Here is a 17618-nt window from a genome sequence, read left to right on the forward strand (position 1 = left end):
CACCGGAGCGATGAGATGTCCCGCCATTTTCCCCTTCTGCTGTTGCTGTTGGCGCTGCCATTGTGGCTTGCAGCCAGCTATGGCGTGCGCTTCGCCCTGATGGAGGATGGCCAGTGGGTGGGGGCCTGCGTGGAGCAGGCAACGCGCTGGGAATGCCAGGTACGCGCGGGACTGGGTTACCTGATTCACTTTCGGGTGATCGCCGGGGTCGCTCTGGCGCTGGCCTTGGTCGGATTCGTCGCACCGGGCAAGGTGGGCAAGGTGCTGGCGGGACTGGCGCTGTTCTTCGCCATTCCGGCACTGGTGTTGTACAGCGCCAGTCTGGCGGTATTTGCTCTGGTGCTGGCCGGCTTGCGCTTGGTGCGGGCTCCGCGCGCGGTCTGATTTCTTAGCACCGGGTAGCCGGGCAAGGCACCGCCGCTCCCGGTTGCAGGCGCACGATCTGCTGAGGTGTCTGGTAAGGCGTGAGCTCGGTACTCTTGCCCGGTGCGGTCACGCACCTTTCCCAGTAGTAAACCAGGCGGCCGTGCATGAACAGCACCTCGGTCTGCCACTCATGCCGGCTGGCGAAGCGGGCAATCCCATTGGTATCTGTCATCTGAGTCGCGTGCGATTGCTCGATTGGCGTCGGATGGGCGCGGCCGATCAGCGTCACACTGGCGCCGGTCAGGGGTAGGCCTTGTTCGTCCAGCACCCTCAACTCTGCTTCGGGCTGGATGGTGCGATAGGCGGGGTAAGGCACGCAGGTGCTCAGACCAAGGGCCGTGAGCGCCACAAGCAGCCGCTTGGGCATCCTTGCCCCTCGGTTCAGGTGCGCGAAAGACGCAGGCTGCGCCACAGGGCGACGACCAGCAGGGAACAGGTCAGCGCCCAGCCGACTGCCTGCAGGTTGTGCAGTCCTTCCTGATACAACTGCGGGGCAATACCGGCACCGATGATGATGGTCAACAGGGCTATCTCGCGGCGTGGGGCACGTACCGGGCGGCACAGGTAGACCAGTGCCGGCAGCAGCAGAGCCAGACTCGGGAAGCTGCGATAGCGCGAGTCGAATACCAGACCGAGCATCAGCACCGCGCCGGCGAAGCCTGCCGCGGCCAGCCACCAGCCGCCACGGGTTTCCAGCCAGGCGAAGACGCGTTCGCGCCAGCCAACACGGGCCGACAGGGCCAGCACGGCATGGGCCAGCACCAGCAGGTTGAGGCCAAGCAGGACTGCGGCCCACAGCCATTCGCTCCAGTAGCGGCTGGTTATCAGTGCCAACTCGCTCCAGCCCAGCGTGCAGGCGGCACCGAAGGTGGCGGTAAAGGGCAGCAGCAGGGCGGCGCGGGTCGATGCCGGGCGGCCGGCGAGGATCAGTGCGGCGAGCAGCAACAGGCCGCTGGCACCCAGCCACAGTGGCCAGTGCGGCAGGTTGGAAACCGGGCCGGCGAGTATGCCCTTGTCCTGGCGGTCGGCGTCGAACAGGCCCCAGTAGCCGCCGACGGCACCTTCGCTGTCGCGCTTCCATGGCTGGTCGAAAGCCTCGATCAGGTTGTAGTGCCAGTCATTCTCCTCCGCCATCTTGACGAAGCCGCGAATGAACAGTGCCTCGTTGACCCGGCTCGGCAGTGCCGTCTCGCGTTGGCGCCCTTCGCTGGGCCAGCCGGTTTCGCCGATCAGGATATCCTTGGGGGCGTAGGCGTTGCCGAAGGTGCGGCGCACGTTGGCGACCTGGTTCAGTGCGGCGTCGATGCCGGTGGGGTCGTCTTCCCAGTAAGGCAGCAGGTGGATGGTGATGAAGTCCACCGCCGGCGCCACTTCCGGGTACTGCAGCCAGAACTCCCAGACGTCAGCGTAGGTGACTGGCTGCTCGACTTCGGCCTTGACCCGTTCGATCAGCTTGACCAGCTGGCCGCCGGTGACCTCCTTGCGCAGCAGGGCCTCGTTGCCGACGATCACGGCTTCGATCACGTCCGGGTTGGCTTTGGCATTGGCGATCAGCGCTGCGATCTCTCGTTCGGTATCCACCGGGTTGCTGCTGACCCAGGCGCCGGCGAGCAGCTTCAGCCCATGCTTGCGAGCCAGTTCGGGCAGTGCTTCCAGTCCGATCTGCGAGTAAGTGCGGACGCATTCGAAGCGTGTGGCCAGTTGTGCAAAGTCGATTTCCACCTGCTCGCGACGGATCTGTAGCGGCTGGTCGAAGGGCGACTGGTCCTTGCCGAATGGCGTGTAGGAAGCGCACTGCAGCTTGTGCGTAGCGCTGGCCACGTCGCTCAGCTCAACAGGGCGACCGACGCCATACCAGGCAGCGCTGAGTGCCGAGAGCGCGATCAGGAGGGCAAACAGGTAGGGCAGAGCAACGGCGCGCGGGCTAGAGGTCATGTCGGTTGCGGATGCGAGAGGGCAGGGCCGGGCATCTTAGCGGAGCCGGGCGCCGGCGGACAGCCGGGTTAAGGGCTGCTCAGGCGTGATGATGCAACCAGGCGTGTTTGGGGATTTCTTGATGGACTTTGCCCGGCTCCTCGAAGCGCTTCCAGATCTTTTCGTGGAAGTAAAAACCTACCGAGTTGCACAGCGGCTCCACGGCTGCGACCAGCCCGCCCACGGCGATGCTGCCGGTAAGGGCGTAGGTGACGCTGAAGGCGATGCAGAAGTGCATGAGGGTGAAAGTCACTGTCTTGAGCATGGCGCACCTCGATGAATGAGAATTGTTCTTTCTTGCTGTGCACATTAGCGCTGGCCGCCAAGGTCGTGAAATCGGCCCTGCCCATGGTTTCGATAGTTATGCTATATCGATTTTAGGTAATCGATTTTATCTGGATAGTGTTCCGTCGGCAGCAAGGCACTGGCGACGAGGCCTTTCTCGAAGTCCGTCAGGAATTGAGCCAGGACATCCAGTGGCAGCGGCTTGCTGAGCAAATAGCCCTGCATGTAGTCGCAACCCAGCTGACGCAGGAAGGCCAGTTGCTCGGCATTCTCCACGCCTTCCGCAACCACCTGTAGGTTGAGGGTGTGGGCCATGCCGACGATGGCCTGGACGATCTGACGGTCGGCATTGTCACTGGGCAGGTCGAGCATGAAGGATCGGTCGATCTTCAGCGTGTCGAGCGGCAGGCGCTTGAGATAGGCAAGGGACGAGTAGCCGGTGCCGAAGTCGTCGATGGAGATACCCACGCCAAGATCGCGGATGCGTTGCAGCAGGGTGAGGGCCTGATTGACGTTGCTCATCAGGGCATTCTCGGTGACTTCCAGTTCCAGGCGCTGGGCACGAAGGTCGGAGGCTTTGAGTGCGCGGGCGACCTCGTCCGGCAGGTCGTCATGGCTGAGGTTGAGTGCCGAGCAGTTCACCGCTACGCGCAGGTCGTGGTTTGCGTGTTTCTGGCCGAGCTGGCGCAGATCGTGACAGGCACGCCGCAGTACCCAGGCATCCAGCTCGCCGATGAAGCCGTTGGCCTCGGCGATGCCGATAAAGCGGTCGGGGCTTAACAGGCCCAGACGTGGATGCTCCCAGCGAACCAGAGCTTCCAGCTTGCCGATACGCCCGCTGCCGAGATCGAGGATCGGCTGGTAGTACAGGAGCAGACCGTGGTCCTTCTTCAGGGCTTGGCGTAGCTCCTCCTCCAGCTCAAGTTCCATGCTTGCCTTGTTGCGCAGGTGTTCGCTGAAGAAGTGAACGGCGTTGCGGCCGCTGCCCTTGGACTGGTAGAGCGCAAGGTCGGCATGCTTGAGCAGCTCCTCGCAGGTCTCGCCGTCGCGAGGGTAGATGGCGATGCCGACGCTGGTGGTCATTACCATCTGGCGGCGAGCGAGGGTGATCGGCTTCTTCATTCGCGCCATGATCCGGCGTGCCAGGGTGCGGGCCTCTTCGATCCTGCCGAGGCTTACCAGGATGCAGAACTCGTCGCCGCCAAAGCGCGCTACCACGTCCTGATCACGCAGGGTGTGACGTATGCGTTCGGCCACTTCCTTGAGCAACTGGTCGCCGGCGTCATGGCCGAGGCTGTCGTTGATCCGCTTGAAGTGGTCGATGTCGAGGAACATCAGGGCCATGGCCTGGCCCTGCAGAGCATGGCTGCGCAGTTTCTCGGCGAACACCTCGTTGAACGAGCGGCGGTTGAGCAGGTTGGTCAGCGGGTCGTAGTGGGCGGCCTGCTGCAGCGAGGCGCGGGCCTGGTTGAGCTGACTGAGCAGCGAGTTGACCCGTAACAGATCACGTTCCTTGCGCTGCAGCTTGCGGTCGGCCCAGGCCGCGCCGAGGCCGCCGCCGATGGCGAGGAGAGCGATCAAGGCGATGCTCAGGCCCAGTTGCAGCGTGTTGGTCGTGCTCTGCAGCTGCAGTGGCGTACCCAGCGGCACCACCATCTCCAGCGCCCACATGCCGGTGAAGCGCATGGAGACGATTGCGCCGCCCATCACCAGGCTGGCGGCGATCCGCAACAGCTGGTGCAGCAGGCCTTCACGGCCGCGGAAGAACAGCGACAGCTGCAGTGCCGCGAGGCTGGCGACAATGGCGATGACCAATGACAGGGCAAAGAGACTGGGGCGGTAGTACAGCTGTGCTTCCGAGCGCATGGCGGCCATGCCGCTGTAGTGCATCAGACCGATGCCGATGCCTATGCACAGTGCCGCCTGCAGCCGTTGGCGCAGGGACGGATTCGACTGGCTGAGCCCGGGCATGGCCAGCAGCGCGGCGAGTATCACCACCAGCAGCGAGAACACCGTGGTTGGCAGGTCATAGCTCACCGGTACCGGTACCTGGAAGGCGAGCATGGCGATGAAGTGCATGCCCCACACGCCCCCGCCCAGGCTCAGCGCACCGACTGCGCACCAGTTGCGCCGCGCCTCGGCACGCTCCGCGTGGCCTGCGCGCTCGGCGAAGCTGAGGGTGGCGTAGCCGGCGACGCAAGCGAGTAGATAGGACAGCACCACCAGCTCCATCGCATGGCTGCAGTCCAGCAGAATCTGTGCCCCATCGGGCTTTGAGGTGAGAAAGCGCAGACCCAGCCAATCCATAGCAGGCGACCTCAAGGAAGGGGGATGCAAGGAGGGACTACAGGCTCAGGAGTGATTGAGTATAGACGCTCGTGCCAGATGGCCAGGAGTGGCGCTCCACGGGGCTAAGACTTTGGTCGAGAAGGGCTGGGTGCTACGACTAAGGTCGTCTGTCTTGCCATGGCCGGCGCTCGCAGAGTGGCTCCACCCGTAACTCGTGCTGTGGAGGACAACAACAATGAACGACAGCGTCTACAAGCGGATTGAGCAAAGTCCGCGCTTCCAAGAGTTGGTCGCCAAGCGCGACCGGTTCGCCTGGACCCTATCCGCCATCATGCTAGGCCTTTATGTAGCCTTCATCTTGCTGATCGCCTTCGATCCGCAACTGCTCGGTACCCGCATCAGCGATAACTCGCCGATGACCCTGGGTATCCCTCTGGGCGTTGGCCTGATCCTCTCGGCCTTCGTGCTGACAGGCATCTACGTCAAGCGTGCCAATGGCGAATTCGACCGCATGACCCAGGAAATCCTGGACGAGGTGCAGAAATGATCGCGCGTCTGCTCACTGCCATTGGTTTGATGGCCGCCGCCCCGGCACTCTGGGCTGCTGGTGCTCTCGAAGGCGATGTCCAGCGCCAGCCGCTGAACGTAGCCGCCATCGTCATGTTCGTTGTCTTCGTCGGTGCCACCCTGTGCATCACCTACTGGGCGTCCAAGCGCAGCAAGTCGGCCGCCGACTTCTACACCGCCGGTGGCGGAATCACCGGCTTCCAGAACGGCTTGGCGATCGCCGGTGACTACATGTCGGCGGCGTCCTTCCTGGGTATTTCCGCCCTGGTATTCGCCTCTGGCTACGACGGACTGATCTACTCGATCGGCTTCCTCGTGGGTTGGCCGATCATCCTCTTCCTGATCGCAGAGCGCCTACGCAACCTCGGCAAGTACACCTTTGCCGATGTGGCCTCGTTCCGTCTCAAGCAGAAGGAAATCCGCACCCTGTCCGCCTGCGGCTCGCTGGTGGTGGTAGCCTTCTACCTGATCGCGCAGATGGTCGGTGCCGGCAAGCTGATCGAGCTGCTGTTCGGCCTGGACTACCACGTCGCGGTGATCCTGGTCGGCATCCTGATGGTCTGCTACGTGCTGTTCGGCGGCATGCTGGCCACCACCTGGGTACAGATCATCAAGGCCGTGCTGCTGCTGTCCGGTGCCTCCTTCATGGCCCTGATGGTGATGAAACATGTCGGCTTCGACTTCGGCGCCCTGTTCAGCGAAGCCGTTAAGGCGCACCCGAAAGGCGAGGCCATCATGAGCCCCGGCGGCCTGGTGAAAGACCCGATCTCGGCGATCTCCCTCGGCCTGGCTCTGATGTTCGGTACCGCCGGCCTGCCGCATATCCTGATGCGCTTCTTCACCGTCTCTGACGCCAAGGAAGCCCGCAAATCGGTGTTCTACGCCACCGGCTTCATCGGTTACTTCTACATCCTGACCTTCATCATCGGCTTCGGCGCGATCCTGCTGGTCGGCACCAATCCAGACTTCAAGGACGCTACCGGTGCCCTGATCGGCGGTAACAACATGGCGGCGGTACACCTAGCCGATGCCGTGGGCGGCAGCCTGTTCCTCGGCTTCATCTCGGCCGTGGCCTTCGCCACCATCCTGGCAGTTGTTGCCGGTCTGACTCTGTCCGGCGCCTCTGCGGTGTCCCACGACCTGTACGCCAGTGTGATCAAGAAGGGCAAAGCCAACGAGAAGGATGAGCTGCGTGTATCGAAGATCACCACCGTGATCCTCGGTGTACTGGCCATCGGCCTGGGTATCGCGTTCGAGAAGCAGAACATTGCCTTCATGGTTGGTCTGGCCTTCTCCATCGCCGCCAGCTGCAACTTCCCGGTACTGATCCTCTCGATGTACTGGAAGAAGCTGACCACCCGTGGCGCCATGATCGGCGGTTGGATGGGTCTGATCACCGCGGTTGGCCTGATGATCCTCGGCCCGACCATCTGGGTGCAGATCCTCGGCAATGCGACTCCGATCTACCCTTACGAGTACCCGGCGCTGTTCTCGATCCTGGTTGCCTTCGTCGGTATCTGGTTCTTCTCCATCACCGACAAGTCCACCGCCGCGGACGAGGAGCGCGCGCGCTTCTACCCGCAGTTCGTGCGCTCGCAGACCGGCCTTGGCGCCAGCGGCGCATCCGCTCACTGAAGGCACTGATGTACGTGTGACTGGGCAGCCTTCGGGCTGCCCTTTTTTTTTGCAGGGGAGGTTGTATGATCTGCCTCCCTCACCCATGGATGAACCGAGGATATTCACGGATGAATACCTGTATTTTCCGCTGCTGCACCATTGCCCTGTTGTTCTGTCTGAGCCTTCTGGCCGGCTGCGCCGGCAATGGATACGCCAGACCGATTGAGGCTACCCCCGCTTCTCCCGCGTCTGATTCCTCTCGATCCGAAGTAGCAACTCCTGCAGTGAAGCCCCAAGGCCGCCAGATTGTCTGGACTGCCGAGCTTTCGGTGCAGGTGGCGGATGTCGACAAGGCTGTGGCCGAGTTGGATGCGCACATCGCCGAACTGGGCGGTTATGCAGAAGAGAAGAGCCAGTTCAGCTATAACGGCAGCAGCCACAGCCTGGTCTACCGTGTGCCCGACGAAGCGTTCAACCGGGCTTTGAGAGAAATAGAAGACAGCGGCGAGGTGATGTCGCGGAGCGTCAAGGGCAGGGATGTCACCGAGCAGTACGTGGATCTGGAGACCCGGCTCAAGAGCAATCTGGCCTTGCGTGACCGTTACCGCGAGTTGCTGGCCAAGGCCAAGGACGTCAAGGAAGTCCTCCTGATCGAGCAGGAGCTCGCTCGTGTCCAGGCTGAAATCGACGTGATGGAGGCCAGTTCACGCGCGCTCAAGGATCAGATCCGTATGTCCACCATTCGCCTGAAGCTGGTCCAGAAGGAGCCTCCCGTACCACCGAAGCCCCGTACCATCTACGGCCCGCTGGGCTATCTGTACAAGGGCGCGGAATGGTTCGTGATCAAGCTGTTCGTCATTCGCGAATGAGCCCTTGGGTGGAAGTCCTGCGCATGGTTCTGGCGACGCTGCTCCTGCTGGCGGGCATCGCTTGCCTGGTGCAGGGCTTCTCCCAAGGGCCTCTGTGGCCATGCCTGATCGGCATGGTCGTCTGCTGGGTACTGGCTTATTGGTTATGGCCTCGCAACCGTGAGTGGGACTCCCCCTGGCTTGACGTGCTGGAGCTGGTCATCGAGTTGCCGGTGAGCACTGTCCTCTGGTTGCTGCGCCTGCTCGGTCGGCTGTTTCGCGATGTGGATGGTGTCGACCTGTGATGCGGCGGACCCGGTGGCTGGTAGGTATGGCGTTCATGCTATTGGCTGGCATGGCCGGATACCTCTGGCTAAAGGCTCCCTATGCCCAGAACGAAGCCAGCGTGGTTGCCCTGGCATTCATGTCTCTGCTCCAGCAGGAGCGGATGGAGCAGGCCTACGACTTGACGTTCAAGCGCCAGGGTGAGCTGAGCGAGTTCCGAGATTTTGCCAAGCGCCAGCTGTGTACACGTTCGCCGATGAGGCTGGCCTGGTTTCATCCACCGCAGTCCAATGGCAATCGCCTGCGCCGTTGGCTACACGGCCGCCAGCTGGAGATGGAAAGTCTCACTGCGCGCTTCGAAGGAGATTGCCTGATCAGCGTGGAGCTGCGTCTGGATGACATGGGGCGCTGGCGCGTGCACAGCTTCCAGTCGACAGCAGGCTGATACTTGAGCCGCGCGCTTGCCTGATGCAAGGTTGGCGCTCATCCTGCTGACGAGTTGAGATATCGTGGATCACACCTACCTGATCATTCCAGGCTACGGCGGTTCGGGGCCTGATCACTGGCAGAGCCGCTGGCAGCTTCGTGATCCTCATTTCCGTCGAGTTGAGCAGCGCGACTGGTGGAATCCGGTATGCGAGGAGTGGATGGCGACTCTCGAGCAGGCGGTGGCCTCCAGTGGGCCGCGCACGGTGCTGGTGGCGCACAGTCTGGGGTGTGGCTTGGTAGCCCACTGGGCCGCACATACCCGTCTCCGCATCCGTGCGGCCATGTTGGTGGCTCCTCCCGATCCTGAAGGGCCGGCCGCCGAGCTGAACATACAGGGCTTCGTCCCGGTGCCGGACCTTCCGTTGGCTTTTCCCAGTTTGGTCGTTGCCAGCAGTAATGACCCCTACAGCAGTCTCGAGCACGCTCGCGGGGCCGCTACTCGGTGGGGCAGCCGATGGCACAATATCGGTGCCTGCGGGCATATAAATAGTGACAGCGGCTTGGGCGAGTGGGGTGAGGGGCAGGCGCTGCTGAGGTCGCTGGTGGACCGCTAGAGCAGGAACGCAAACGCCGCGACATCAATGATGTTCACGGCGTCTTAGTTTGAACGTTAGACGGTTCCGGTTGCGGAATTACTCGTCCATCTGCGACTGCAGGTAGTTTTCCAGGCCAACCTTGTCAATCAGGCCGACTTGAGTTTCCAGCCAGTCGATGTGTTCTTCTTCGGACTCGAGGATGTCTTCCAGCAGTTCGCGACTGCCGTAGTCGCCAACGCTCTCGCAGTAGGCGATAGCGGCTTTAAGATCCGGCACGGCCTGCAACTCCAGGCGCAGGTCGCTGGCCAACATCTCTTTGGTGTTTTCACCGATCATCAGCTTGCCGAGGTCCTGCAGGTTCGGGATACCTTCGAGGAAGAGAATGCGCTTGACCAATTTGTCGGCATGTTTCATCTCGTCGATGGATTCCTTGTACTCGTGTTCGCCGAGTTTGTTCAGGCCCCAGTCTTCGTACATACGGGCATGCAGGAAATACTGGTTGATCGCTACCAGCTCATTGCCGAGGATCTTGTTCAGGTGCTGGATGACCTTCTTGTCGCCTTTCATGATGGGCCCCGCCCTGAGTAGTGGTTGTTAAGGGCGAAGTTTGCTCTGGAAGTTGCACTTGGTCAAATATAAGTTGTTGAATTATATATAAAAATTAATATAAATAAGAATGTTTAGCTTCCTCGTTATGTCGCTAAATCATTGATATATGAAGATAAAGCCTTGCGGTGCAATTTAAGGATGGATCGGTTGCCTGAAAATAATTCGACGGGCGTGAACGGTGTTCGTGGAGTTAATTGAAAATGATTCTTCGATTGGCTGCCGATACGGTCGTTCTGACGCACCTGCTTTTTATCCTCTTCGTGCTGGGCGGTGGATTGTTGGTGCTGCGGTGGCCAAAGCTGGTGCTACTGCATCTGCCTGCCGCGGCTTGGGGCGCGGCGGTGGAGTTTCTGCATCTCTATTGCCCCCTCACTCCACTGGAGAATCACCTGCGTCAGGCGGCGGGGCAGGCCGGTTATGAAGGTGGCTTCGTCGAGCATTACCTCATCCCTCTGATCTACCCCGCCGGTCTGACTCCGCATATCCAGCTTTGGCTGGGGGGTGTGGTGCTGGCAATCAACGTGCCGGTTTATCTGTGGTTGTTGTGGCGATTGGTGCGGCGTTGAGTCGGCACAGAGTACTTGTGAGCCGTCATTCAGCCGCCTGATGCTGCGCCGCCGAGAGGGATGCCTTGGCTACACTCGCCACAACCTCACTACATAACAAGGCAAGCAGTATGCAGAACCGCATGATGATCACCGGCGCAGGTTCCGGTCTGGGACGCGAAATTGCCCTGCGTTGGGCCCGTGAGGGCTGGCGCCTGGCGCTGTGCGACGTGAATGAGCAGGGCCTGGCGGAGACCCTGAAACTGGTGCGCGAGGCTGGTGGCGAGGGTTTCACCCTGCGATGCGACGTGCGTGACTACAGCCAGCTGACTGCCGTGGCTCAGGCCTGCGAGGAGCGTTTCGGTGGTCTCGATGTACTGGTCAACAACGCCGGCGTGGCAGCGGGCGGCATGTTCGCCGACCTCAGCCTGGAAGACTGGGATTGGCAGCTGTCGATCAACCTGATGGGTGTGATCAAGGGTTGCAAGGCCTTCCTGCCGTTGCTGCGCGCCAGCAAGGGCAAGGTCATCAACATTGCCTCCATGGCGGCGCTGATGCAGGGGCCGGCGATGAGCAACTACAACGTGGCCAAAGCCGGTGTGGTTGCGCTCTCCGAGAGCCTGCTGATTGAGCTCAAGCCTGAGGGTGTCGGCGTGCACGTGGTCTGCCCGTCGTTCTTCCAGACCAATCTGCTGGACTCCTTCCGTGGTCCGACCCCGGAGATGAAGCAGCAGGTCGGCAAGCTGCTGGAAGGCAGTCCGATCAGTGCAGCCGACATTGCCGGCTACATCTACGACGAGGTGGCGAAGGGTGAGTTCATGATCCTGCCGCACGAGCAGGGGCGCATGGCCTGGGCGATCAAACGGCAGAACCCTCAGATCATCTACGACGAGATGACCAAGATGTGCGAGAAGATGCGGGCCAAGATGGGTGCCGCCTGATGATCGGCTGACTCGCCGTTCACCGACGCCGCTTTCTCAATAGGGGAGCGGTGTCTTGCACGTCGCTCTCTGCGGTCCTGACGCGCTAAGTCACGTGCGTGTCAGCTTCCGGGCTGTTTGAGCAGGCGATCCAGCCGAGCGTCGAGCCGACGTTTGAGCTCAGCCTCTATCTGTGGCACGAAATCATCGATCACGTCCTGCAGAATCAGCTGTGCGGCGGCGCGCAGCTCGGCATCCAGCTTGCTCGTGCTTGCCAGGCGCTGCTGCATGCTGCTGACGATGGCTGCGGAGGACCCTGTGCTCGGGGGAGGAGATACCCCATCCATGCCTGGGTTGATGGCCGGTCGGGCCGGATAGGCGAGTGGGGTACTGGTGGCTGGTGGGAAGGGGGCAGCAGGGGTTGCAGGCGAGCTCGAGTCGGTGGGGCCAGGCTGAATGATGTCCGAGAGCAGTGGGATCTGCAGGTCGTCGTCGAGGCTTTCGGTCAGCAGCGGCGGCTCCAGCTGATCCTTCTCCAGCAACTGGCGGATGGCTTCCAGATCATCCAGCAGGAGATCGGGCTTCGGTGGTTTGGAGCTGTCCATGGGGCGTCGCGGGCAGTGGAAAGTAGACGAGGCGTGGGATTCTACGCCGAGCGGAAGCCTATTTCGACCGCTGTAGCGAATGTGTCTTGATTCCCACGAACTGGACCGGCCGAGTGAAAGGCAGCACGCATGGAGCACTCGGAGCTCTTTCAATAACGCCGGACGGATGCGTAATAGATCGCCGGGGGATTCTCAGAGTTCCACGCGCTGTGGGTCGTGGCCGAGCTGGCGATACTGGCGGAAGTTGTCACGACATTGAGCGAGCAGTGCCGGCTCCTGGTTGACGATCTCGATCACCCGGTTGAAACGCGACAGGTGCGGCGACAGCTGCGGGTGCAGGTTGAGCAGTACGCCACCGCTATGCTCAGGAACCTGGTCCACTCCGATCACCACCGGGCTATGTGGGGCTTCTTCGTGCAGGTTATGCGGAATGAAGGACTCCAGGCGAAAGCTCCACAACAACTGATCCAGTTCGGCGCATTGCGACTCGTCGCTGGCGCGCAGAAAGACCGGCAACCCGGCCTTCCAGGCCTTGCCGGCCAACTGGCAGGCCGCACGGAGGCGGCCTTCCGGTGTGGCGGAGGAGAGTACGTAGAACTCGACTCTCACTTGACCCGGTCCAGCAGGTACTGGGTCAGTAGCGGCACCGGGCGGCCAGTGGCGCCCTTGTCTTTGCCGCCGCTGATCCATGCGGTGCCGGCGATGTCCAGGTGCGCCCAGTGGTAGCTCTTGGTGAAGCGTGACAGGAAGCAGCCGGCGGTGATGGTGCCTGCCTTCGGCCCGCCGATGTTGGCGATATCGGCGAACGGACTGTCAAGCTGTTCCTGGTACTCGTCGAACAGCGGCAGTTGCCAGGCGCGGTCGTCGGCATGCTCGCCGGCCTTGAGGATCTGCTTCACCAGGGTGTCGTCATTGCCCATCAGACCGGAGGCATTGCTGCCCAGGGCGACGATGCAGGCGCCGGTGAGAGTGGCGATATCGATCACCGCCTGCGGCTTGAAGCGCTCGGCATAGGTGAGGGTATCGCACAGCACCAGGCGGCCTTCGGCGTCGGTGTTGAGGATCTCCACGGTCTGCCCGCTCATGGTGGTGACGATGTCACCGGGGCGGGTGGCGCGGCCGCTCGGCATGTTCTCGGCGCAGGCCAGCAGGCACACCAGGTTGATCGGCAACTGCAGCTCTAGCACGGCACGCAGGGTGCCGAGCACGCTGGCGGCACCGCACATGTCGTACTTCATCTCGTCCATGCCGGCGGCTGGCTTGATGCTGATGCCGCCGGTGTCGAAGGTGATGCCCTTGCCGACCAGTGCGAAGGGTTTCTCGTCCTTCTTGCCGCCCTGGTAGTGGAGCACGATCATCCGCGGCGGCTGCTCGCTGCCCTGGGCTACGGCGAGGAAGGCGCCAGCGCCCAGCTCCTTGAGTTTCTTCTCGTCGAGGATGTCGACCTTGAGGTTCTTGTGTGCCTTGGCCAGGGCCTTGGCCTCTTCGGCCAGGTAGCTCGGGTGGCACAGGTTCGGCGGCAGGTTGCCGAGGTCCTTGGTGAAGGCCATGCCGGTGGCGATGGCCTGGGCGTGCAGGCTGCCGCGCTCGACCTCGTCCTGCTCGGCCTTGTCGGCGATCAGGATGATCTTCTTCAGAGCCTTGGGTTCGGCCTTCTTGCTCTTGAACTGGTCGAAGACATAACCGCCGTCGGCTAGGGTTTCCACCAGCAGACGGGTCTTGCCATAGGCATCGCGACCTTTGACCTGGAGCTCTCCTAGGGCCAGCACCGCATCGGCGCCACCGAGGTTCTTCAACACGCCATGGACGGTTGCAACCAATTTGCGGAACTGGCGGTCCGATAGCTCACCCTTGCCGCTGCCTACCAGCAGCACGCGCTCGGCCTTCAGGCCTGGCAGGCTGTGCAGGAGCAGGGTCTGGCCTTGCTTGCCGGCGATGTCGCCGCGCTTGAGCAACGTGGAGAGGGCGCCACCGCTGGCGTCGTCCACCGCCTTTGCGGTAGCGCCGAGCTTGCGGCCTTCGCCGAGCGCGATGACCAGCGTAGCGGTCTTCAGGGTTTCCGGACGGGTGCTTTTGACGAGGAATTCCATGAGCTGTCCCCAAGACAAAGAGTCGGGTTTTGCGGATAATGCCCGCTATTTTTTCGAGGCCTGCCAAGGCGGCCCATGCTATCGAGAGCGGCTAGTGTGAGCGTTGCCGCCTGAGCCTGACAACCCTGGAGCGTCCGGTTTGATTGTCTTCCGTTATCTGTCCCGCGAAGTGCTGGTGACCCTCGGTGCGGTAAGTGCCGTGCTGTTGGTGATCATCATGAGCGGGCGTTTCATCAAGTACCTCGCCCAGGCCGCCCAGGGTGTGCTGGATCCGGGTGTGCTGTTCATGATCATGGGCTATCGCATGCCCGGGTTTCTCCAGCTGATCCTGCCTCTGGGGCTGTTTCTCGGCATCCTGCTGGCCTACGGTCGTCTGTATCTGGATAGCGAGATGACCGTGCTGTCCGCGACTGGCATGAGCAATCGCCGCCTGCTCGGCTACAGCATGGCGCCGGCCGCCATCATAGCGGTGATCGTAGCCTGGTTGAGCCTTGGCCTGGCTCCTCAGGGCGTGGCCGAGGTGGCGCGCATCTTCAACCAGCAAGACGCGTTGACCGAGTTCGACACCCTGGTGCCTGGCCGTTTCCAGGCGATGAAAGATGGCTCTCGGGTGACCTACACCGAGGGGCTTTCGGAAGATCGGGGTCAGCTCGAGGGCGTATTCATCACCGAGAAACGCCCGAGCGCAAAGGGCGAGAGTGAGCGCGGCATCACCGTGCTGGTAGCCGAGAAAGGCAGCCAGGTCATTCAGGCCGACGGTAGCCGATATCTGATACTGGAGAATGGCTACCGCTACGACGGTAATCCGGGGGAAGCCGACTATCGTGAAACCCGGTATGACATCCATGGCGTTCTACTGCCGAAGCCCAGCGTCAGCAGCGAGATCGGCGAGCGCGAGGCCATTCCTACCCGCGAGCTGATCGGTAGCGATGAGCCTCGCCATCAGGCCGAGTTGCAATGGCGCCTGTCCATCCCATTGCTGGTATTCATCGTCACCTTGCTGGCGGTGCCGCTGGCCAAGGTCAATCCGCGGCAGGGGCGCTTCCTCAAGCTGCTGCCGGCGATCCTCCTGTACATGGCCTACCTGGCGTTGCTGATCGGCGCGCGCGGCCAGCTGGACAAAGGCAAGATTCCGGTGGAGCTCGGCCTGTGGTGGGTACACCTGCTGTTCCTGCTGATCGGCGCGGTGCTGTTCCTCTGGCAGCCGATGAAGCTCAAGCTGGCCAGTCGCCGTGCAGTCAAGGAGATGGCTCATGCATAAGCTCGACCGATATATCGGTACCAGCGTGTTCTTCGCCATCCTCTCGGTGCTTGGCATTATCGTGGGCCTGGCTCTGCTGTTTGCCTTCATCGATGAACTGGGCGACCTGAGTGACAACTACGGCACGCTGGAAGCGCTGGTGTATGTCGTGCTTACGCTGCCGCGTCGGGCATACGAAATGCTGCCGATGGCGGCACTGATCGGCTGTTTGATCGGCCTCGGCAGCCTGGCCAGCAACAGTGAGCTGACCATCATGCGTGCCGCCGGCGTATCGGTTGGTCGTATCGTCTGGGCGGTGATGAAGCCGATGCTGGTGCTGATGCTGGCCGGTGTGCTGGTCGGTGAGTATCTGGCGCCCTGGAGCGAGAACATGGCCCAGGCCCATCGCTCGCTGGCCCAGGGTGGTGGTGAGGCGCAGAGCTCCAAGCATGGCCTCTGGCACCGCCAGGGGCAGGAGTATGTGCACATCAACGCCGTGCAGCCCAACGGCAAGTTGGTTGGTGTGACCCGTTACCAGTTCGATGCTGAGCGCAGGCTGCAGTCCGCCAGCTTCGCCCGGCGTGGTCAGTACCAGGTCGACCACTGGCAGCTGGAGGACGTCAAGACCACCCGTTTCCACGAGAAAAGCACCGAGGTTGTGGATATCCCCTCGGAGCGTTGGGATATCGAGCTGAACCCTCAACTGCTCGGGACCGTGGTGCTGGAGCCGGAGGCCTTGTCGGTGACCGGTCTATGGCGCTACATCCACTACCTGGCGGACCAGGGATTGAACAACGGCAGTTATTGGCTGGCGTTCTGGACCAAGGTGCTGCAACCGCTGGTGACCGCCGCGCTAGTGCTGATGGCGATTTCCTTCATCTTCGGCCCGCTGCGCTCGGTGACGCTCGGTCAGCGCGTGTTCACCGGTGTGCTGGTAGGCTTCGTGTTCCGCATCGCCCAGGACCTGCTCGGTCCTTCCAGCCTGGTATTCGGCTTCTCGCCACTGTTGGCGGTGGCGGTGCCGGCGGCGATCTGCGCCGCGGCCGGCGTACTGTTGTTGCGCCGGGCGGCCTGATTCATCGAGGTAAACGAAAAGGCCGGGCATTTCCCCGGCCTTTTTCATGCGCTATTGGCTCTGCTGTTCCATCTGCTGTAGGCGCTGCTGGTTCTGCATGTTCGCCTGATCGATCTGCTGCTTGAGCTGCTCCATTTGTTGCTGAGCCTGCTGCGCCTTGTCGGCCTGCAGTTTGGCCGTGGCGGTGGCCGCACCGCCATCACAGGCGGCGAGGGCGAACAGGCTGGCGAGAAGCAGGGCATTGCGCATGGTGGTCTCCGTGGAAGGATTTCGCTGACCATAGCGCACTTTGGGCGCTTGAACTTAAAGGCAGCTTCTACTCCGCTCGATCTTCAACTACTTTCACCTGCTTCTGGATGTTCCGAAAGCATGATTTGTAGCAGCGCCGGCTGTTGGAGAGGGTGCAATGGGCAGGATGCCTGGGCCGTTAGGAGTGCATGATATTAGCAGTGACACTGCTATGGGATTCAACAGAAGGCCAGGACCTTCAGGGATAGAGGATTTCCTCCCAGCAAAGAGCGAAGAGACTTTATTCAAGCCTGCAATTGAGCATCGAGTGGATATTGCGTTCGTTATCTCAGAGCGGTTGCTGAGTATTCATCTGCGTGGTTTGAGGGCGTATTACAGGCTACGAGTGGGCGGCTGGACTCATGTATGAACAGTGCCGCACTTTTGTGCCAGTTGATCAAGGATACGGGCCCTATACCCGTGTGAATCTACGATATCTCCCCTCAGGAGTTGGATGCCGCCGGGGCTCTTGTCAATCTGGGGCGATTGGCAGCTTACAGGGCGGATTGGGGGAGTTTCCGAGTATCCCTGCATCCCGACACATCAATGGTGACTACAGTTGCGGCGGTTTCTTCCTTCACGGTGGGATGTGGAAAGGTTCAGTTGGCTGTATCGACGTTGGCGGAGGCTTCAAGGGGAATGAGGGAGCCAGGAAGCTGGTACAGGCGATATCCAGCGGGCAGCGTGATCTAGTGCTGGAGGTAAGGCTATGAGGAGTTCTATTGGTTACGCTCTGGCATATCTTCTGACAGTTTTGATCATTTTCTCCCTTATTCGCCTCAGTGGAGTGGAGAGGGCGCTGACTTACGCAACACTCGGCAGTTTTCTCTGTGGAGTGGTTTTTGGTGTTCTATGGAGGCCACGTTTTTTGTCCATGTTGTTGAGCAGCGGCTTTTACGCGCTTTTATTTGCCATCGATGTTCAAAAGGG

Annotated in this window: 20 protein-coding genes; 11 read left to right on the forward strand and 9 right to left on the reverse strand. The window is 61.4% G+C overall.

Annotated features, from left to right (window positions below):
* Window positions 1-15: 15 nt before the first annotated feature.
* The gene (locus IB234_RS22195; protein WP_192322020.1) at window positions 16-384 is read left to right on the forward strand and encodes a hypothetical protein; all 369 of its coding nucleotides are present in this window, start codon (window positions 16-18) and stop codon (window positions 382-384) included.
* A gap of 4 nt (window positions 385-388) precedes the next feature.
* Here IB234_RS22195 and IB234_RS22200 read toward each other — a convergent pair whose 3' ends face one another.
* The 4 genes from IB234_RS22200 to IB234_RS22215 form a co-directional block, all read right to left on the reverse strand.
* Window positions 389-742, reverse strand: a complete 354-nt coding sequence (locus IB234_RS22200) for a carboxypeptidase regulatory-like domain-containing protein (protein WP_192322021.1) — start codon at window positions 740-742, stop codon at window positions 389-391.
* 65 nt (window positions 743-807) lie between these two features.
* On the reverse strand, window positions 808-2361 hold the full coding sequence (locus IB234_RS22205) for a beta (1-6) glucans synthase (protein WP_192322022.1): 1554 nt from the start codon (window positions 2359-2361) through the stop codon (window positions 808-810).
* Between the two features lie 79 nt (window positions 2362-2440).
* Window positions 2441-2665 (reverse strand): DUF2061 domain-containing protein, encoded by a 225-nt coding sequence (locus IB234_RS22210; RefSeq protein WP_192322023.1) that lies wholly within the window; start codon window positions 2663-2665, stop codon window positions 2441-2443.
* Window positions 2666-2766: 101 nt separating this feature from the next.
* On the reverse strand, window positions 2767-4992 hold the full coding sequence (locus tag IB234_RS22215; RefSeq protein ID WP_192322024.1) for a putative bifunctional diguanylate cyclase/phosphodiesterase: 2226 nt from the start codon (window positions 4990-4992) through the stop codon (window positions 2767-2769).
* 217 nt (window positions 4993-5209) lie between these two features.
* On the opposite strand from IB234_RS22215, the gene IB234_RS22220 reads away from it, so the two are divergent.
* From IB234_RS22220 to IB234_RS22245, 6 genes are all read left to right on the forward strand, one after another.
* A complete protein-coding gene (locus IB234_RS22220) occupies window positions 5210-5521 on the forward strand; it encodes a DUF485 domain-containing protein (RefSeq protein WP_192322025.1) in 312 nt (103 codons plus the stop codon).
* Window positions 5518-7176, forward strand: coding sequence for a cation acetate symporter (locus IB234_RS22225; protein ID WP_192322026.1), 1659 nt, complete (start codon window positions 5518-5520; stop codon window positions 7174-7176). The genes IB234_RS22220 and IB234_RS22225 overlap by 4 nt, the downstream gene beginning before the upstream one ends.
* Before the next feature lie 266 nt (window positions 7177-7442).
* Window positions 7443-8027 carry a DUF4349 domain-containing protein gene (locus IB234_RS22230; RefSeq protein ID WP_192322027.1) on the forward strand — a complete coding sequence of 195 codons (585 nt, stop codon included), beginning with the start codon at window positions 7443-7445 and terminating at the stop codon, window positions 8025-8027.
* Window positions 8028-8035: 8 nt separating this feature from the next.
* Window positions 8036-8311, forward strand: a complete 276-nt coding sequence (locus tag IB234_RS22235) for a hypothetical protein (RefSeq protein ID WP_192322028.1) — start codon at window positions 8036-8038, stop codon at window positions 8309-8311.
* A gap of 26 nt (window positions 8312-8337) precedes the next feature.
* Window positions 8338-8736: a hypothetical protein gene (locus IB234_RS22240; RefSeq protein ID WP_192322029.1), complete on the forward strand. Its 399-nt coding sequence runs from the start codon at window positions 8338-8340 to the stop codon at window positions 8734-8736.
* A gap of 64 nt (window positions 8737-8800) precedes the next feature.
* Complete coding sequence (locus IB234_RS22245; RefSeq protein ID WP_318652059.1) at window positions 8801-9334, forward strand: alpha/beta hydrolase; 534 nt, start codon at window positions 8801-8803, stop codon at window positions 9332-9334.
* 78 nt (window positions 9335-9412) lie between these two features.
* Here IB234_RS22245 and bfr read toward each other — a convergent pair whose 3' ends face one another.
* Window positions 9413-9883, reverse strand: coding sequence for a bacterioferritin (bfr, locus tag IB234_RS22250; RefSeq protein WP_192322030.1), 471 nt, complete (start codon window positions 9881-9883; stop codon window positions 9413-9415).
* Window positions 9884-10125: 242 nt separating this feature from the next.
* Here bfr and IB234_RS22255 point away from each other — a divergent pair, with 242 nt between their 5' ends.
* Both IB234_RS22255 and IB234_RS22260 read left to right on the forward strand, forming a co-directional pair.
* Entirely contained in the window at window positions 10126-10491 is a 366-nt protein-coding gene (locus IB234_RS22255) for a DUF2784 domain-containing protein (protein ID WP_192322127.1), read from the forward strand.
* Window positions 10492-10601: 110 nt separating this feature from the next.
* Window positions 10602-11411 carry an SDR family oxidoreductase gene (locus tag IB234_RS22260; protein WP_192322031.1) on the forward strand — a complete coding sequence of 270 codons (810 nt, stop codon included), beginning with the start codon at window positions 10602-10604 and terminating at the stop codon, window positions 11409-11411.
* A 101-nt stretch (window positions 11412-11512) separates the two neighbouring features.
* Here IB234_RS22260 and IB234_RS22265 read toward each other — a convergent pair whose 3' ends face one another.
* The 3 genes from IB234_RS22265 to IB234_RS22275 form a co-directional block, all read right to left on the reverse strand.
* A complete protein-coding gene (locus IB234_RS22265) occupies window positions 11513-11995 on the reverse strand; it encodes a DNA polymerase III subunit chi (protein ID WP_192322032.1) in 483 nt (160 codons plus the stop codon).
* Between the two features lie 192 nt (window positions 11996-12187).
* Window positions 12188-12604, reverse strand: coding sequence for a DNA polymerase III subunit chi (locus IB234_RS22270; protein WP_318652060.1), 417 nt, complete (start codon window positions 12602-12604; stop codon window positions 12188-12190).
* Window positions 12601-14085: a leucyl aminopeptidase gene (locus IB234_RS22275; RefSeq protein WP_192322034.1), complete on the reverse strand. Its 1485-nt coding sequence runs from the start codon at window positions 14083-14085 to the stop codon at window positions 12601-12603. The genes IB234_RS22270 and IB234_RS22275 overlap by 4 nt, the downstream gene beginning before the upstream one ends.
* A 139-nt stretch (window positions 14086-14224) precedes the next feature.
* On the opposite strand from IB234_RS22275, the gene lptF reads away from it, so the two are divergent.
* Window positions 14225-15346, forward strand: coding sequence for an LPS export ABC transporter permease LptF (gene lptF / locus IB234_RS22280; RefSeq protein ID WP_192322035.1), 1122 nt, complete (start codon window positions 14225-14227; stop codon window positions 15344-15346).
* Entirely contained in the window at window positions 15339-16400 is a 1062-nt protein-coding gene (gene lptG / locus IB234_RS22285; protein WP_192322036.1) for an LPS export ABC transporter permease LptG, read from the forward strand. Before lptF ends, lptG begins: the two co-directional genes overlap by 8 nt.
* A 51-nt stretch (window positions 16401-16451) precedes the next feature.
* Here the strand turns inward: lptG and IB234_RS22290 are convergent, their stop codons facing one another.
* Window positions 16452-16649 (reverse strand): hypothetical protein, encoded by a 198-nt coding sequence (locus tag IB234_RS22290; protein ID WP_192322037.1) that lies wholly within the window; start codon window positions 16647-16649, stop codon window positions 16452-16454.
* Window positions 16650-17618 lie beyond the last annotated feature (969 nt).

The sequence above is a fragment of the Pseudomonas sp. PDM16 genome (genome assembly GCF_014851865.1).
Taxonomy (GTDB): domain Bacteria; phylum Pseudomonadota; class Gammaproteobacteria; order Pseudomonadales; family Pseudomonadaceae; genus Aquipseudomonas.

What these genes read in the sequence shown, in the direction of transcription:
- IB234_RS22255 (WP_192322127.1), top strand. Translation starts at nt 10,126, where the DNA reads ATGATTCTTCGATTGGCTGCCGATACGGTCGTTCTGACGCACCTGCTT.
- IB234_RS22195 (WP_192322020.1), top strand. Translation starts at nt 16, where the DNA reads ATGTCCCGCCATTTTCCCCTTCTGCTGTTGCTGTTGGCGCTGCCATTG.
- IB234_RS22240 (WP_192322029.1), top strand. Translation starts at nt 8,338, where the DNA reads ATGGCGTTCATGCTATTGGCTGGCATGGCCGGATACCTCTGGCTAAAG.
- bfr (WP_192322030.1), bottom strand. Translation starts at nt 9,883, where the DNA reads ATGAAAGGCGACAAGAAGGTCATCCAGCACCTGAACAAGATCCTCGGC.
- IB234_RS22225 (WP_192322026.1), top strand. Translation starts at nt 5,518, where the DNA reads ATGATCGCGCGTCTGCTCACTGCCATTGGTTTGATGGCCGCCGCCCCG.
- IB234_RS22205 (WP_192322022.1), bottom strand. Translation starts at nt 2,361, where the DNA reads ATGACCTCTAGCCCGCGCGCCGTTGCTCTGCCCTACCTGTTTGCCCTC.
- IB234_RS22215 (WP_192322024.1), bottom strand. Translation starts at nt 4,992, where the DNA reads ATGGATTGGCTGGGTCTGCGCTTTCTCACCTCAAAGCCCGATGGGGCA.
- IB234_RS22265 (WP_192322032.1), bottom strand. Translation starts at nt 11,995, where the DNA reads ATGGACAGCTCCAAACCACCGAAGCCCGATCTCCTGCTGGATGATCTG.
- IB234_RS22260 (WP_192322031.1), top strand. Translation starts at nt 10,602, where the DNA reads ATGCAGAACCGCATGATGATCACCGGCGCAGGTTCCGGTCTGGGACGC.
- IB234_RS22220 (WP_192322025.1), top strand. Translation starts at nt 5,210, where the DNA reads ATGAACGACAGCGTCTACAAGCGGATTGAGCAAAGTCCGCGCTTCCAA.
- IB234_RS22210 (WP_192322023.1), bottom strand. Translation starts at nt 2,665, where the DNA reads ATGCTCAAGACAGTGACTTTCACCCTCATGCACTTCTGCATCGCCTTC.
- lptG (WP_192322036.1), top strand. Translation starts at nt 15,339, where the DNA reads ATGCATAAGCTCGACCGATATATCGGTACCAGCGTGTTCTTCGCCATC.
- IB234_RS22275 (WP_192322034.1), bottom strand. Translation starts at nt 14,085, where the DNA reads ATGGAATTCCTCGTCAAAAGCACCCGTCCGGAAACCCTGAAGACCGCT.
- IB234_RS22290 (WP_192322037.1), bottom strand. Translation starts at nt 16,649, where the DNA reads ATGCGCAATGCCCTGCTTCTCGCCAGCCTGTTCGCCCTCGCCGCCTGT.